A 14,923-nucleotide genomic window follows, 5' to 3' on the forward strand; every position below is an offset into this window, starting at 1 on the left:
ACTCTGTTACCTACCGCGGGGTTCACCGGAGCTGAACCCCGCGGAAGAGTGTTGGAGACAACTTGATCAAGAACTTGGGAACCGCCTGTTTGACACACTCGACGATCTCCGTGAGGCTGCTCTCTCTGCACTCGACCGGGTCGAAATCCCAGATGTGTTTACGTATTTATGTCCGTGAGTATAAGAACACCCTCCGGCGAGGCCGGCGTATGAACGCGACGACGCTCGCGCTGGTCGGGGCGACCGGCGGCGCGGGGACGACGCGGACCACTGTCGAGCTGGCGGCGATGGGCGCGCGCGACGGCGCCGACGTGGCCGTCGTCGACGCCGCGTTCACGACGCAGGGACTCTCCGAGTACGTGAGCGGGCGCATCGACCCCGACCTCACGGCGCTCCTCACGGACGACTCGGACGCGGCGCTGTCGGCGGCGGCGTATCCGGTCATCGGGACCGGCGGGGACAGCGGGCGGACCGCGGACGGCGAGCGCGACGCGTCGGAGCTCCCGGGACGGGTCGACGCGATACCCGCGCGAGCGCCGTTCGAGCGCGTCGCGCGTGCGAAGACGGCGGAGGCCGCCCGGAAGCTGGAGCGGCGGATCGGCGAGGCGGCGACGACGTACGACGCGGTGGTCGTCGACGCCGCGCCGGTCGGGTCGAACGAGGCCGTCGCGGCCGCGACGGCGGTCGACCGCGCGGTCGCGGTCAGGCCGGCGACGGTCCACGGGCGCGACGCGGCCCAGCGGCTCCGCGGCCGGATCGCCGACGTCGGCGGGAGCCTCGACGCGACGCTCGCGATCGAGCGACCGGGGAGCGGTGACGGCGAGGAGGGCGACGGGGTCGTCCGCGTGCCGGCGACCGATCCCGAGGTGGTGGCCGCGCCGACCGCGGCTAGAGGGGATGACGCGTACGCGCGGGCGATCGCGACCGCGTACGAGGCGGCGTTCGACGCGACGCTCGACGTGGAGTTTCCGGAGCCGAGCCTCGTCGAGCGGTTCGCGCCCTGACGCGGAGCGGAAAGACGGGATCGGCGCTCAGCGGAGGCCGTCGGTGGAGCCGAGCGCGTCGCCGAGGGGGTCGTCGGCGCCGAGTCCGTCTCCCAGCGGCGCGGAGCCGGCGACCTGCGCGTCGACCGCCTCCGCGACGGGCTCGACCGGGTCGTGCGTCTCGACGTACGTCGCCAGCGCGAAGTCCGCCTCGTCGCCGCCGGTGAGCGCGACGGCCTCGCTGCGGGGGGTCCGGCCGGCGAGCCAGTCGCGGACGATGTCACGTGCGGTGGGTGAGAGCGGACAGACGCCCGCGACGCCGCAGCGGTGGAGCGCCTTCGCGGCCGTCATCGGGCTGACGCCCGCCTCACGCGCCGCGTCGCCGACGCTCCGGCCGGCGGTGTAGGCGTCGACGAGCGTGGCGGTCGCCTCTGACGTACACGGGAGCGACTCGGCGTGGTCCGACAGGCGGTCGACGAGCGGCGTCTCCGTGTCGTCGGCGAGGGCGACTCCGCGATCGCGCTGGCGCGAGGTCACCTCGACCCCCGCCGCGATCTCCGACAGCGTCATGCGGATTCGTGTCTCGCACGAAATGTTAAAACCACCGTACCGCGGCGCGGTCGCCGCCGCGATCACCGACCGATAACCGGTCGGTTCGGCGGCGCCGATCCGGCCGATTGACCGCCGATTCGCCCGGGTTTAAGTAAGGCTTCGGGCCGGAGTTCGACGTGTGATGAGTGACGCACGCTCGACCCGCGTTCGTTCGCCCCGTACAGAGACCGACGACGTCGCGACGACGGACCGCTCGGCGACCGCCGACGGTGCCGCGACCGCGGACCGCACAGCGGCCGCCGAGGGGTCCGAGACCGCGTCCGCCGCCGAGACCGGAAACCGCGAGACGTGTCCGGAGTGCGGCGGCCGCACGCGCGTCGACGGCGCGGAGCGCGTCTGCGCCGACTGCGGGCTGGTCGTGGACGCCGACCGGATCGACCACGGCCCCGAGTGGCGGTCGTTCGACGACGAGGACACGGATCCGAAACGCACCGGCGCGCCGCTGACGCGGTCCCGCCACGACCGCGGGCTCTCGACGGAGATCGGCCGGTCGACCAAGGTGAAGGGGCGCAAGCGCCGCCGGCTCGCCCGGATGCGGACCCAGCACAACCGCGCGCAGATCTCGACGAAGCGCGACCGCAACAAGGTGTACGCGTACACCGAGGTCCGGCGGCTCACCGGCGTCATGGGCCTGCCCGATAGCGTCCGCGACGCCGCCTGTGCGCTGTTCGACTCCGCGCAGGAGGAGAGCCTGCTCCGCGGGCGCTCGCTGGAGGGCTTCGCGGCCGCCTGCGTCTACGTCGCCTGCCGGACGGCCGACGTGTCCCGCACGGTCGGCGAGGTGTGCGCCGAGGCGAAGGCGACGGAGGACGAGCACCAGGCCGCCTTCGACGCGATGAACCGCGAACTCGGCCTGCCGATCGCGCCCAGCGGTCCCGCGGAGTACCTCCCGCGGTTCGCGAGCGACCTCGGCTGCGATCCCGCCGTCGAGCGTCGGGCGGGCGAGCTGGCCGAGCGCGCCGTCGAGGAAGGGATCGCCAACGGCCGAAACCCGGTCGGCGTCGCGGCCGCCTGTCTGTACACCGCGGCCCGGGAGCTCGACGCGGAGTGTACGCAGCAGGCGGCCGCGGACGTGGCCGGCGTGACGCCGGTGACCGTCCGGCGGACCTACGTCGACCTGACGGAGGTGTAAGTCGGAGAAGCGCCGACGGGCGACCCGTCGGCCGTGACGATCCGCCGGGCGGGCGCGGCGGCGTCAGCGGGGACCGGCCGCCCCGAGAGGGAGCTGGCGACCGGCGGCTGATAGCGGACAGGCGGTGTGGAGGGCAGGGAGGGCACCCCGACCGTCCGGCGGGCGTCACGCATCTGGATCGACGTGCGGGGGATAATTCTACGTTAGCTATTGACAGTACGGATAGACCGAACAAAACGGTTGGGTCGGACGACTCGCGGTTTGCGTGTCGACCGTTTCGTCTGGGCCGCCCTGCTACCGCCCGTCGAGCTTGTGCTTGAACGCGAAGAAGACCCGGCGACCGGTCTCGGTGAGTCGGACCGTGTCGGAGCGCCCGATGTCCTCGAGATCGACGTAGCCGCGCTCCCGCAGCGGCGAGAGGACGTGCGTCTCTAAGGCGCGGTACTTCGCCGTCCGGCTCTCCCCCGCCTCGCGGAGGAACGACAGCTCGCGCTCGCGCGCCCACTCGATCAGATTCCACTTCTCGGTGGTCAGGTTCCCCTCGGCGCGGTCGTGGAGCCGACCGAGCACCGCGACCTGGTCGGTCGTTGGGGCGTCCATGGGGTAGATCGGGAGGTCGACCGTGCGCTCGATGCCCGTCGTGAGCGGTTCCTCGCGCCGGTCGTGGCGGTGGCGCTCCGGCTCGACGCTGTAGGGCCGCGCGCCGACAATCATACAGGCGAGCGCGACGCCGACCGCGGCGATCCGCGGTCCGGTCGAGACGTTCCCGAAGAGCCGGTCGCCGTCCTCGGCGCTCGCCCGGTGGCGGGCGGCGACGGTCGTCGTCACGCCGAGCACGTCGTACACGTCCGCGTGGGCGACGGGGATCGCGCGGACCTCGGCGAACTCGGCGACCGCCGCCCACGCGTCGCGCTGGTAGGCCGTGAGCCCGTCGGGATCGATGCGGATGTCACCGGGGTCGACCGCCTGCGCGGCGTCGAAGTCAACGTCGCCGCGGGCGGCGTCGCGGTCCGGGGCGTCGACGAGGAGGTACGCGACGTCGGCGCCGTGGCGGCGGAGCGGTTCGACGATCCGGTCGCGCTCGTACCCGAGCGGGACCACGTGGACGCGGCGTTCGGAGACGCTGGGGACCGAGGTGTCCATACATCGGCTCCCGCCGGCGACCGCTTAAAGGGTGCGTCGGGGGTCGGCGGGCAAGCGTACGGTGGCGGCTCCCGGGCGCTCCCGACGCCTCGGTACCGATCACGTGACGTGAGGACTCATAGCACGAAAACCGTTAAGCCCGGCTGTCGCCTACAAGTCGGTATGAGCGCTGACCGGTCCGCCCTCCGGCGGGCCATCGAGCGCGGCGAGCGAGACGGCGGCGCGATCGAGTTCAAGGAGCGCCTGACGCGCGAGGTCCACCTCGCCGACGGGCGCATGGAGTCGCTCGTGGCTCAGCTCCGCCACCGTGTCCTCTCCGGCGACGGCGAGGCTACCTACGTCCTCGGCGTGACCGACGACGGCGGGTTGGCCGGCGTCTCCCCCGACGCCTTCTCCGAGACCATGGACGTGCTCTCGCTTTTGGCCGACGAGGCCGACGCCCACATCGCCGACGCCGAGACGTGGAGCGCCGGCTCCGGCGGCGACGGCGACGAGGCGGGCCTCGTGGGGCTCGCCACGCTCCGCGACGGCGGCGTGTTCGAGGCCGACGAGGACCACCTCGTCGTCGGCACGGCGGGCCACGTCGACCACGGCAAGTCGACGCTGGTCGGGACGCTGGTCACCGGGCGCGCCGACGACGGGCAGGGCGGCACGCGGGGCTTCCTCGACGTCCAGCCCCACGAGGTCGAGCGCGGCCTCTCGGCCGACCTCTCGTACGCGGTGTACGGCTTCGCCGACGGCGCCGACGAGCCGGTCAGGATGGACAACCCCCACCGCAAGTCCGACCGTGCGGGAGTCGTCGAGGCCGCCGACCGGCTCGTCTCCTTCGTCGACACCGTCGGCCACGAGCCGTGGTTGCGGACGACGATCCGCGGGATCGTCGGCCAGAAACTGGACTACGGGCTCCTCGTGGTCGCCGCCGACGACGGCCCGACGAAGACCACCCGCGAACACCTCGGCATCCTCCTGGCGACCGAGCTCCCGACTATCGTCGCGATCACGAAGGCGGACGCCGTGGGCGACGACCGGCTCGCCGCGGTCGAGCGCGAGGTCGAGTCGATGCTCCGGGACGCGGGCCAGACCCCGCTGCTGGTCGACCGGCACGGCGTCGACACCGCGGTCGCGGAGGTCGGCGACGGAGTCGTCCCCCTGCTGCGGACCAGCGCGGTGACGAAAGACGGGGTCGAGACGCTCGACCGGCTGTTCGAGCGCCTCCCGAAGCGCGCGACGCCGGACCGGGAGGCCTTCCGGATGTACGTCGACCGCAGCTACAAGGTGACGGGCGTGGGCGCCGTCGTGTCCGGCACGGTGAATTCGGGGACCGTCGAGACGGGCGACGAGCTCCTCCTCGGGCCCATGCCCGACGGCTCGTTCCGCGAGGTGGAGGTGCGGTCGATCGAGATGCACTACCACCGGGTCGACAAGGCGACGGCCGGGCGGATCGTCGGCATCGCGCTGAAGGGCGTCGACGAGGCGGAGATCGAACGCGGGATGGCGCTGGTCCCCCGAGACAGCGAGCCGGAACCGGTCCGCGAGTTCGACGCCGAGGTGATGGTACTCAACCACCCGACGCGGATTCAGGAGGGGTACGAGCCGGTCGTCCACCTCGAAACCGTCTCTGAGGCGGCCGCGTTCTTCCCGGACGAGGGGCGACTGCTCCCGGGCGACACCGGCGAGGCGCGCGTCCGGTTCAAGTTCCGGCCGTACCTGATCGAGGAGGGACAGCGCTTCGTCTTCCGCGAGGGGTCGAGCAAAGGGGTCGGAACGGTGACTGGCACCGGAGACGCCGCGGAGGACGCGGCGCCGAGCGAGCGCTGACTCGCCGGTCGGGTGCCGCACTCAAACTGACTCGCCGGTCGCGTGCCGCACGCAAAATATCAGTATTTTGTCCGATTTTTATCCACTGATATATCAATAAATTTCGGATCATGGCAGCCGTTTCTCCCTGATTCGGACGGAGTTCGACGGAGTACGTATGGACAAAAGGACAACAAAGCGAACAGAGATGACCATACGACCACGCCAACCCAAAGTACTTATTAAATAGAAACAAGTGGACGACTGTATGCGTCGACAACACACACAACGCATTTCGCGACGGAAGGTCCTCGCCGGCGGAGCAGCCGGCACCTCCCTCCTGCTCGCCGGGTGTGCCGGTGGGGGGGACGGCGGCGACGGTTCGGACGGCTCAGACGGCGACGGCTCTGACGGCAGTGACGGTTCGGACGGCTCCGACGGCGGTAGCGCCCCGACCCTGTACTTCGCGCAGGCGAAGGGCCCGCTCGACATGGACCCCGTCGTCATGAACGACGTGCCGTCCGCGCAGATTGCCGGGCGGATTTTCGACGGGCTCTACGAGTACAGCGACGGCGTCAGTCTGGAGCCGAAGATCGCCGCGGACATGCCGACGGTCGAGCGCGACGGCACGCGCTTCATCGTCCCGATCCGCGAGGACGCCCAGTTCAAGAACGGCGATCCCGTCACCGCGGAAGATGTCGTTCACACGATGCTGGCGCCCGTCGAGGAACAGACCGAGAACGCATCAGAAGTCGACATGATCGATACCGGGGAGGTGATCGATGAGAAAACCGCACAGTTCGACCTCTCGTACCCGTACGGCGCGTTCACGATCGCCATGGCCCGGAACGTCGTCAACGCCTCCGTCCGACAGGAAGACACGGACGCGTACAACATGGGCCCGGTCACCTCCGGGCCGTTCCGGCTCGCCGAGTGGGAGCCGGAGAGCTACGCGACGCTGGAGCGGTGGGACGACTACTGGGACAGCGATAACCTCCCGGAGATCAGCACAGTCGAGTTCGAGCCGATAGTCGAACAGACGACGCGGGTCACCGAGCTGGAGACTGGGAACGTCGACATCGTCGAATCGATTCCGCCGCAGCTGTACGAGACGGTCGAAGGGAACCAGAACGCCACGCTGACAGAAGAGCCGGGGATTGGGTACTTCTATCTCGCGTTCAACTGCGGCGAGGGACCGACGAGCGACCCGCTCGTCCGCGAGGCGGTCGACTACTGCGTCTCGATGGACCAAGCAGTCGAGAACTTCGTCGAGCCGGCCGGCGTCCGCCAACATAGCCCCTACCCGGCCTCGATCTCTGAGGAGTGGGACTTCCCGACCGACGAGTGGTCGGACATTCAACACGATCAGGACCTGGAAGAGGCGCAGGCGCTGTTCGAGGAGGCTGGGGTCTCGATGGACTACAACTGGCGGATCATCGTGCCGCCGGACAACAAGCGCGAGCAGATTGGCATCTCCATCGGCGACGGGCTCCAGAATGCTGGCTTCCAGAATGTCGAAGTCCAGCGTCTCGACTGGGGGACGTTCCTCGACGCGTACGTCACTGGTAGCGAGGACGACTACAACATGTACACCCTTGGCTGGTCGGGCTCGCCGGACCCAGACACGTTCGCGTACAACCTGCTGAGCCAAGAAACTGAAGGCACGAACAACGGGACGTTCCACGACTACGACGAGGCCTCGCAGATGCTGACGCAGGCCCGCGAGTCGTCTGACCGCGAGGAGCGTCGCCAGCTCTACATCGACGCGACGACGACGCTGCTCGAAGGGCGCGTCCACATGCCGGCGTACAACCTGAACAACTCTTACGGCGTGCGCAACGTGGTGGAGGGCTTCAGCTCGCACCCGATCTCGTCGGAGGTCCAGCTGGACGGCGTCACTGTGAACCGATAACCGGCCCCGGAGGTTTGGGGATCGGACCCACGGAGCGGACCCGGGCGGTGCGCGCTCGGAGCGGGTTGGGCCGTAAGTGTGCCCTCTTGGGCGGTTGGCGGCGGGGTCGGCTGCCCGCTTGCGGCTCCAAATTGGCACGTCGGCGGGAGCGAAACAGATAAGCGACAGCAAAAACCGAGTCGAAGCAACAAGAGATCCACGACAGTGAGTTTACTTCGGTACACACTCCGGCGGTTCGCACAGGCGATACCCGTACTGATAGGTATCGTGACGATAACCTTCTTCCTAGCCAACCAGATTCCCGGCGATCCGGTCGAGATCATGTTGGGGCCAACGCCGGCACAGGAGCAGGTCGAGGCGATCCGGGCCCAGTACGGCCTCGACCGACCGATACACGTTCGGTACTTCACGTACCTCAGCGGCGTCGCAACGGGAGATCTAGGGCTTAGTATCTACTACGACCGCCCTGTCTTGGAGATGATCCTGCTCCGGCTCCCAGTGACGCTGCTGCTCATGCTATCAGCGTTCGCGTTCGCGATCGTCACCGCGATCCCGCTCGGCGTGATCTCGGCGAAGCGGCGCAATGAGCCGGCGGACCACGTCTCGCGGATCGTCTCGCTCATCGGCGTCTCGACGCCGTCGTTCTGGATCGGGCTGGTGTTGATCATCGTCTTCGCGTTCTACCTCGGATGGTTCCCCGCGCGAGGGCTCGTCCTCCCGTGGGCCGACCCGGCGGACGTGCGGGGGGCAGCGACGCGGATTGGGGTGTTACGCCAGACGGCGCATCACCTCTTCTTACCCATGATCGGGCTCGGAACGCTCCAGATGGCGCAGATCACCCGGATCGAGCGCTCGTCGATGGTCGATTCGCTCCAGGGCGAGTACGTGAAGCTCGCTCGGGCGTACGGCGTGCCCGAGTCGACGATCGTGCGCAAGCACGCGTTCCAAGTCGCGCAGCTCCCGGTGATCACCATCATTGGCCTGGGGCTCTCAACCGCGCTCGGCGGCGCCGTCCTCACGGAGACCGTCTTCGAGATTCAGGGGATGGGCCGGTTGATCATTACTGCGATCAACAATCAGGACTACCAGCTGATCATGGGCACGACGCTCGTGTTTGGGTTCGTCTACGTGATCGGCGTGATCGTCACGGACATCACGTACAGCTACCTCGACCCGCGGGTCACATACGGTGACGAGTAATGTCTGTCAACAGCGCAACTTCGGACGACGACACGCCGGACAACAGCGACGAGAGCGGTGGGCCAGACGAGGTCGAGGCCCGCGTCGGGCTCCGGTACACGCTGAAGCAGGTCAGACAGGACACGACGGCGCGGATCGGGACCTACATCGTCGGGTTCATGACGTTCGTCGCGATCTTTGCCGCGTTCGACTACTACGTTCTCGATTACGCCATCGCTGAGGCGGTGCTGTATAATCCGGAGACCGACCCACAGAACGTGCGGCGGCTGCTCCCGCCGGTCGGCATGGAGAACCAGTTCGGACAGGGCGTACTCGAACACCCGCTCGGCACCGACCACCGGGGCCGCGACCTGCTCTCCCGGACAATCTACGGGACGCGGATCGCCATGACGGTCGGGTTCCTCGCGACCGCCATCGGCCTCGGCGGCGGTACCGTCATCGGCGCGGTCTCCGGCTACTACGGCGGCTGGATCGACGACGTGCTCCAGCGCGTCACCGAGACTATCTACGCCATCCCGTTCCTCGTCTTAGTCATCGCGTTCATGACCGCGTTCGGCCGGGACCTCACGTTCGCGATGGTGGGCGTCGGGATCACCGCGATCCCCGTTTTCAACCGTCTCATCCGGTCCCGCGTGGTGTCCATCCGTGAGGAGGACTACGTCGAGGCCGCGCGGGCGGCCGGGGTGAAAGACCGGAACATCATCTTCCGGCACATCATCCCCAACAGCTTCGCCCCGGTGCTCGTCCAGGCGACACTTCAGGTCGGGGTAAGCATCCTCATCGTGGCCGGACTCTCGTTCCTCGGCTTCGGCGCGCAGCCGCCGACGCCATCGTGGGGGCAGATGCTGTCCGCCTCGCGGGGGTACATGCTCCCCGCGCCGACGTTCAGCATCTTCCCCGGTATCGCGATTCTGATCACCGTCATCGGCTTCAACATTCTCGGCGACGGCCTCCAAGACGCCCTCGATCCGCGGATCAACAACTGATATGAGCGAACCACTACTCAGCGTACGCGATCTCAAGACGCAGTTCTTCACCGAGGACGGGACGGTCCGCGCCGTCGACGGCATCTCCTTCGACGTTCACGAGGGGGAGATCGTCGGGCTCGTCGGCGAGTCGGGCGCGGGGAAGTCCGTCGCGACCTCCAGTATCCTCCGGCTGGTCGACAGCCCCGGCGAGATCGTCGGCGGCGAGATCAAGTTCAAAGGCGAGACGATCTTCGGCCTCGAAGAGGACGGCGGCGGCGAGTTGCGCCCGCGCGACGAGATGCTCACCGAAGAGGAGATGCGGAAACGGATCCGCGGCCGCGAGATCGCGATCATCTTCCAGGACCCGATGGAGTCGTTGAACCCCGTCTTCACCGTCGGAGGGCAGCTCCGAGAGTTCATCGAAATTAACCGCGACCTCGGCACCGACGAGGCGAAAGGGGAGGCGATCGACATTCTCCGGGAGGTCGGAATTCCGGCGCCGGAGTCGCGGTACGACGAGTATCCGCACCAGTTCTCTGGCGGGATGCGACAGCGCGTGCTGATCGCGATGGCGCTCGCCTGTCAGCCCGACCTGATCATCGCCGACGAGCCGACGACCGCGCTCGACGTCACGGTCGAAGGCGAGATCCTGGAGATGGTGAAGGACCTCCAAGAGAAGTACGATACTTCGTTCATCTGGGTTACCCACGATATGAGCGTCGTCGCGGAGATCTGCGACCGGGTGAACGTGATGTACCTCGGCGAGATAATTGAGCAGGCGGAGGTGGACGATCTGTTCTACGACACGAAACACCCATACACGTCGGCGCTGCTCGACTCGATGCCGCGCCCCGACGAAACAGTCGACGAGCTCAGGCCGATCAAGGGAGTGATGCCAGAGGCGATCGACCCGCCCTCCGGCTGTCGGTTCCACTCGCCGTGTCCCGAGGCCCGAGAAGTGTGCCGTGAGGTCCACCCCGAGCCGCGGGAGATGAGCGGGGACGCCGAGGGGACGCACACGGCCGCGTGCGTGAAACACGACGCGTTCGACATCGGGTACGACACGAGTCCCCCGATCGACACGGAGGCGACCGGAGGGTTCTCCGCCGGGTTCACCGAGACCGGAGGTGAGGCGGAATGACCAAAGTCGGCCCGCCAGAGTCGGACCCCGAGGCGCTCCTCCAGGTGCGGAACCTCAAGAAGCACTTCGACAACGAGAGTGGACTCCTCGCGGGCGTCCAGCTCGACGACGAGTTCCCGTACGTCTCCCGGTCGACCTCCGATGTCCGCGCCGTCGACGGCGTGGACTTCGACATCAAGGAAGGGGAGACGCTGGGGCTCGTCGGCGAGTCCGGCTGCGGGAAGTCAACGCTGGCCCGTACCGTCCTCAGGCTGCTTGAACCCACCGAGGGAAGCGTCTACTTCCAGGGCAAGGACCTCGCATCGCTGTCCGGCGAGCCGCTGCGACGGATGCGGAAGAACATGCAGATGATCTTCCAAGACCCGCAGTCCTCTCTCGACCCCCGGATGAAGGTCGGGCCGATCGTCGAGGAGCCGATGAAGGCCCACGGCATGCTCGACGAGGAGGGGCGCGAGGCGCGCGCCAAGGAGCTGTTAGAGAAGGTCGGGCTCGACCCGCAACACTACAATCGGTACCCGCACGCGTTCTCCGGCGGGCAGCGCCAGCGCGTGAACCTCGCGCGGGCGCTGTCGGTGAACCCCGACTTCATCGTCTGCGACGAGCCCGTGTCGGCGCTCGACGTCTCGATCCAGGCGCAGGTGCTCAACACGATGGAGGAGCTACAAGAAGAGTTCGACCTCACGTACCTGTTCATCGCGCACGACCTGAGCGTCATCCGCCACATCTCCGACCGCGTGGCGGTGATGTACCTCGGGAACATCGTCGAGCTCGCCGACAAGGAGGAGCTGTTCGAGAACCCGCAGCACCCGTACACGCAGGCGCTCCTCGACGCGATTCCGGTCCCGGATCCGCGGAGCGGGGGGCGGACCGCCCTCCTGTCCGGCGACGTGCCGTCGCCGATCGACCCGCCCTCGGGCTGCCGGTTCCGGACCCGCTGTCCGAAGGTGATCCAGCCGGAAGAGTACGACATGAGCGACGGCGCCTGGCGGAACCTTGTCGAGTTCCAGCGAGCGGTCGAGCGCCGGGCGTTCGAGGAGACCGATCCGGATGTCCTCCGGTCGCGGTACTTCCAGGACGCGGTCCCGAGCGGCGACGCGGGCACCCTGCTCGACGAGGCGCTGGGCCACATCGAGCGCGACAAGTTCGAGGACGCCGAGCGGATCCTCGTCGAGCGGTTCGCGGACCAGAGCGTCTGCGCGACGGCCCGGCCGGCCTACGAGATCGAGTCGGAGATCGGCGACGGCCGCCACTACTCGGCGTGTCACTTGCGCCGCGACGAGGCGGTCGCGACCGCGGTAGACGAGGCCACGGTAGGCGGCGCGGCGCGGCCCGGAACGGAAGCGCCCGAAGCGGACGACTGACCGCCGACCCTTTTTAAAAATCACCTCGCCGCGCGGCGCCTCGGCGGCCCGCTCGCTGACGTCACCGGCGGCGTCAGCGGATCCGTATCTGCGTGGCGTCCTCGTGGCGCTCGTCGGCGCCGGGGACCGGCACGAACACGGAGATCGTGTGGTCGCCGCGATCGGCCCGGACCGATCGGTCGAGCCCGCCGTCGTCAGCGGTGCGGCGGAAGCGACCGTTCCACGTGGCCGTCGCCCGCTTCGTCTCGCCGGCGCGGAACGACAGCGAAGACTCCTCACCGCGAATGTAGCGTCGCTTGTCGGTGGCTTCCAAGACGCCGTCGACCGCCCACCCCCACGAGCGACGCGTCGTCGTCGGGACCTCGATTGGGACCGGCAGGCGGTTGCGGATGATGACCGTGATCGAGATGGGCTCGTCGGGCGCGTACTCGGCGGCGTCCGTGCTGACGCTCACCTCGAGCGCGCGCCGCGCCACCGCCCGCGGTACGACGCGGCCGAGGGCGGTCGAGAGGTAGTTCTTCGTCTCGTCGAAGCCGGTTCGATCCGTCCGACCGTCGTGGCGTCTGTCGACCATGGGCGTCTCTGAAAGCGGGGAATCGGAAGCGTCGGCCGCGTTCGGATTGCGGTAGGCGGGTCGCGATACTAAGCGTTCGGGTCGACGGCGATCGGGTCCGCGTCGGACAGAGTTGGCCCTGACTCTCCGGACCGCGACGGTCGGACCGGCCGAGTCGGCGCCCCCGGACCGTAACGACTCGCCGTCAGTCGTCGACCACGTCGACCAGTTCCATCAGCGGGTACCCGTCTTCCATCGCCATCCGCGTGTGAACCGTGACGCCCTCGTACGCGATCCGCATCTCCACGTCCATCAGCGAGCCGGTGAGCTCCGTGTAGCCGTTCTCGTGGTCGATCGCGTCGGCGACGCGGTCGTCGTGGATGTCGACGGTCACCGCCTCGCAGTGCGGTTGGTTCTCGATCGCCTCCGCCATCGCGGCCTCCATGCTCCGCGTGCTCGACGGGCTGACCGGCGTGCCGGCGAACTGGTGGTACAGCGAGCCGAACTTGATCCCGGCCTCGAAACACGCCTGCTGGGCGTCGGTTGCCATGCCCGCACTGCGGCGGCGCCGGCCTAAGAGGCTTCGGAGGGGCCCGGCGGAACCGAAGCCGTTTGGTTCGAGGAGCGGGATCGGTCCGTATGAACGCGCTTCGCGTGACGGGCGGCCGCGTCCTCCGCCCCGACGGCTCCGTGACCGAGGCCGACGTGACGATCGACCGCGACGCCGGGCGGATCGTCGAGGTACGAGACGTGAGCGCGGACGGCGAGGCGCCGCCCGACGCCGACGAGACGCTCGACGCGTCGGGGTCGCTCGTGATCCCGGGGCTCGTCAACGCGCACACGCACGTCGCGATGACGCTGCTCCGCGGGTACGCAGACGACAAACCGCTCGACCCGTGGCTCCGCGAGGACATCTGGCCGGCGGAGGCCGAACTGACGCCGGACGACGTTGAGGCGGGCGCGGAGCTCGGCGCCCTGGAGATGATCCGATCTGGGACGACCGCGTTCGCGGACATGTACTTCGCGATGGACCGGGTCGCGGACGTCGTCGACCGCGCGGGGCTGCGCGCGCGGCTCGGCCACGGGGTCGTGACGGTCGGCAAGGACGCGGCCGACGCCCGCGCGGACGTCGAGGAGAGCCTCGCGGTCGCCCGCGAACTTGATGACGCGGCGGACAGCCGGATCCGCACGGCGTTCATGCCGCACTCGCTGACGACGGTCGGCGAGGAGTTCCTCCGCGAGGGGGTCGCGGAGGCGCGGGAGGCGGGCGTTCCGGTCCACCTCCACGCCAACGAGACGGCGGACGAGGTCGACCCGATCGTCGACGAGCGCGGGGAGCGACCGATCGCGTACGCCGAGGACCTCGGCGCGCTCGGCCCGGACGACTTCTTCGCGCACGGCGTTCACGTCGGCGGCGGCGAGATCGACCGGCTCGCCGAATCGGGAACGGCGGTCGTCCACTGCCCGGCCTCGAACATGAAGCTCGCCAGCGGGATGGCCCCGGTTCAGCGGCTCCGCGAGGCCGGCGTGACCGTCGCGCTCGGCACCGACGGCGCGGCCTCGAACAACGACCTCGACGTGTTCGACGAGATGCGCGACGCCGCCATGCTCGGGAAGCTCGCCGCGGACGACGCGAGCGCAGTCCCTGCGGGGGCGGTCGTTGAGATGGCGACGGCCGGCGGCGCGGACGCCCTCGGACTCCCGGGTGGTCGGATCGAGGCGGGTGCGGCCGCCGACCTCGCCGTCGTCGACCTCGACGCGCCGCACCTGACGCCGGTCCACGACCCCGTCTCGCACCTCGCGTACGCGGCCCGCGGGAGCGACGTGCGCCACACGGTCTGTGACGGCGACATTCTCATGCGCGACCGAGAGGTGCTGACGCTGGACGCCGCGGTCGTACAGGAGCGCGCCGCGGCCGCTGCGAGCGACCTCGTCGACCGCGTGGATTCGGCGTAGCGGACGCACGGCTATTCATATATAGAACTGCGGTGGCGCGTGCGACTCGCGCCCTGCGGGCGCTCGTCAGCACGCGCGAGGTCGCCGGCGCGTAGCGCCGGCTGCCAGGGAATCTTCGATTCTCGCTGGAGTCGGCCGACCGGAAGGAGGCCGACGACACTGGGG

14 protein-coding genes are annotated in these 14,923 nt (G+C 68.8%); 10 read left to right on the forward strand and 4 right to left on the reverse strand.

Annotated elements, in window-relative coordinates; translation table 11 throughout:
- Together B9H04_RS15410 and B9H04_RS15415 are read left to right on the forward strand one after the other, a co-directional pair.
- On the forward strand, positions 1–178 hold a 178-nt coding region (locus B9H04_RS15410; protein ID WP_211277045.1), incomplete at its 5' end, for a transposase.
- 31 nt (positions 179–209) lie between these two features.
- Positions 210–1,004 (forward strand): P-loop NTPase family protein, encoded by a 795-nt coding sequence (locus tag B9H04_RS15415; protein ID WP_049932838.1) that lies wholly within the window; start codon positions 210–212, stop codon positions 1,002–1,004.
- 27 nt (positions 1,005–1,031) lie between these two features.
- On the opposite strand, the gene B9H04_RS15420 is transcribed toward B9H04_RS15415, so the two are convergent.
- Positions 1,032–1,553: a DUF7858 family protein gene (locus tag B9H04_RS15420; protein ID WP_049932839.1), complete on the reverse strand. Its 522-nt coding sequence runs from the start codon at positions 1,551–1,553 to the stop codon at positions 1,032–1,034.
- Between the two features lie 163 nt (positions 1,554–1,716).
- On the opposite strand from B9H04_RS15420, the gene B9H04_RS15425 reads away from it, so the two are divergent.
- Positions 1,717–2,727 carry a transcription initiation factor IIB gene (locus B9H04_RS15425; RefSeq protein WP_049932840.1) on the forward strand — a complete coding sequence of 337 codons (1,011 nt, stop codon included), beginning with the start codon at positions 1,717–1,719 and terminating at the stop codon, positions 2,725–2,727.
- Between the two features lie 294 nt (positions 2,728–3,021).
- Here the strand turns inward: B9H04_RS15425 and B9H04_RS15430 are convergent, their stop codons facing one another.
- The gene (locus tag B9H04_RS15430; RefSeq protein WP_085682841.1) at positions 3,022–3,870 is read right to left on the reverse strand and encodes an HFX_2341 family transcriptional regulator domain-containing protein; all 849 of its coding nucleotides are present in this window, start codon (positions 3,868–3,870) and stop codon (positions 3,022–3,024) included.
- A 162-nt stretch (positions 3,871–4,032) separates the two neighbouring features.
- On the opposite strand from B9H04_RS15430, the gene B9H04_RS15435 reads away from it, so the two are divergent.
- The 6 genes from B9H04_RS15435 to B9H04_RS15460 all read left to right on the forward strand — a co-directional run bounded on the left by B9H04_RS15435 (position 4,033) and on the right by B9H04_RS15460 (position 12,249).
- Positions 4,033–5,688 carry a GTPBP1 family GTP-binding protein gene (locus tag B9H04_RS15435; RefSeq protein WP_049932842.1) on the forward strand — a complete coding sequence of 552 codons (1,656 nt, stop codon included), beginning with the start codon at positions 4,033–4,035 and terminating at the stop codon, positions 5,686–5,688.
- A gap of 247 nt (positions 5,689–5,935) precedes the next feature.
- A complete protein-coding gene (locus tag B9H04_RS15440; RefSeq protein ID WP_049932843.1) occupies positions 5,936–7,579 on the forward strand; it encodes an ABC transporter substrate-binding protein in 1,644 nt (547 codons plus the stop codon).
- A 204-nt stretch (positions 7,580–7,783) separates the two neighbouring features.
- The gene (locus B9H04_RS15445; RefSeq protein WP_222104443.1) at positions 7,784–8,779 is read left to right on the forward strand and encodes an ABC transporter permease; all 996 of its coding nucleotides are present in this window, start codon (positions 7,784–7,786) and stop codon (positions 8,777–8,779) included.
- On the forward strand, positions 8,779–9,765 hold the full coding sequence (locus tag B9H04_RS15450) for an ABC transporter permease (RefSeq protein ID WP_049932845.1): 987 nt from the start codon (positions 8,779–8,781) through the stop codon (positions 9,763–9,765). The genes B9H04_RS15445 and B9H04_RS15450 overlap by 1 nt, the downstream gene beginning before the upstream one ends.
- A 1-nt stretch (position 9,766) precedes the next feature.
- Positions 9,767–10,888, forward strand: a complete 1,122-nt coding sequence (locus B9H04_RS15455; RefSeq protein WP_085682842.1) for an ABC transporter ATP-binding protein — start codon at positions 9,767–9,769, stop codon at positions 10,886–10,888.
- A complete protein-coding gene (locus B9H04_RS15460; RefSeq protein WP_049932847.1) occupies positions 10,885–12,249 on the forward strand; it encodes an ABC transporter ATP-binding protein in 1,365 nt (454 codons plus the stop codon). Before B9H04_RS15455 ends, B9H04_RS15460 begins: the two co-directional genes overlap by 4 nt.
- Positions 12,250–12,322: 73 nt before the next feature.
- Here B9H04_RS15460 and B9H04_RS15465 read toward each other — a convergent pair whose 3' ends face one another.
- Together B9H04_RS15465 and B9H04_RS15470 are read right to left on the reverse strand one after the other, a co-directional pair.
- On the reverse strand, positions 12,323–12,823 hold the full coding sequence (locus B9H04_RS15465) for a hypothetical protein (RefSeq protein ID WP_049932848.1): 501 nt from the start codon (positions 12,821–12,823) through the stop codon (positions 12,323–12,325).
- A 184-nt stretch (positions 12,824–13,007) separates the two neighbouring features.
- Complete coding sequence (locus tag B9H04_RS15470) at positions 13,008–13,352, reverse strand: dihydroneopterin aldolase family protein (protein WP_049932849.1); 345 nt, start codon at positions 13,350–13,352, stop codon at positions 13,008–13,010.
- 89 nt (positions 13,353–13,441) lie between these two features.
- Between B9H04_RS15470 and B9H04_RS15475 the strand changes: the two genes are divergently transcribed.
- On the forward strand, positions 13,442–14,758 hold the full coding sequence (locus B9H04_RS15475; RefSeq protein ID WP_049932850.1) for an amidohydrolase: 1,317 nt from the start codon (positions 13,442–13,444) through the stop codon (positions 14,756–14,758).
- Positions 14,759–14,923: the final 165 nt, after the last annotated feature.

It is taken from the genome of Halorubrum ezzemoulense DSM 17463 (assembly GCF_002114285.1).
In the GTDB taxonomy this organism is placed as follows: domain Archaea; phylum Halobacteriota; class Halobacteria; order Halobacteriales; family Haloferacaceae; genus Halorubrum; species Halorubrum ezzemoulense.

Coding starts and splice junctions, on each gene's coding strand:
- B9H04_RS15415 (WP_049932838.1), top strand. CDS start 210: ATGAACGCGACGACGCTCGCGCTGGTCGGGGCGACCGGCGGCGCGGGG.
- B9H04_RS15420 (WP_049932839.1), bottom strand. CDS start 1,553: ATGACGCTGTCGGAGATCGCGGCGGGGGTCGAGGTGACCTCGCGCCAG.
- B9H04_RS15425 (WP_049932840.1), top strand. CDS start 1,717: ATGAGTGACGCACGCTCGACCCGCGTTCGTTCGCCCCGTACAGAGACC.
- B9H04_RS15430 (WP_085682841.1), bottom strand. CDS start 3,870: ATGGACACCTCGGTCCCCAGCGTCTCCGAACGCCGCGTCCACGTGGTC.
- B9H04_RS15435 (WP_049932842.1), top strand. CDS start 4,033: ATGAGCGCTGACCGGTCCGCCCTCCGGCGGGCCATCGAGCGCGGCGAG.
- B9H04_RS15440 (WP_049932843.1), top strand. CDS start 5,936: ATGCGTCGACAACACACACAACGCATTTCGCGACGGAAGGTCCTCGCC.
- B9H04_RS15450 (WP_049932845.1), top strand. CDS start 8,779: ATGTCTGTCAACAGCGCAACTTCGGACGACGACACGCCGGACAACAGC.
- B9H04_RS15455 (WP_085682842.1), top strand. CDS start 9,767: ATGAGCGAACCACTACTCAGCGTACGCGATCTCAAGACGCAGTTCTTC.
- B9H04_RS15460 (WP_049932847.1), top strand. CDS start 10,885: ATGACCAAAGTCGGCCCGCCAGAGTCGGACCCCGAGGCGCTCCTCCAG.
- B9H04_RS15465 (WP_049932848.1), bottom strand. CDS start 12,823: ATGGTCGACAGACGCCACGACGGTCGGACGGATCGAACCGGCTTCGAC.
- B9H04_RS15470 (WP_049932849.1), bottom strand. CDS start 13,352: ATGGCAACCGACGCCCAGCAGGCGTGTTTCGAGGCCGGGATCAAGTTC.
- B9H04_RS15475 (WP_049932850.1), top strand. CDS start 13,442: ATGAACGCGCTTCGCGTGACGGGCGGCCGCGTCCTCCGCCCCGACGGC.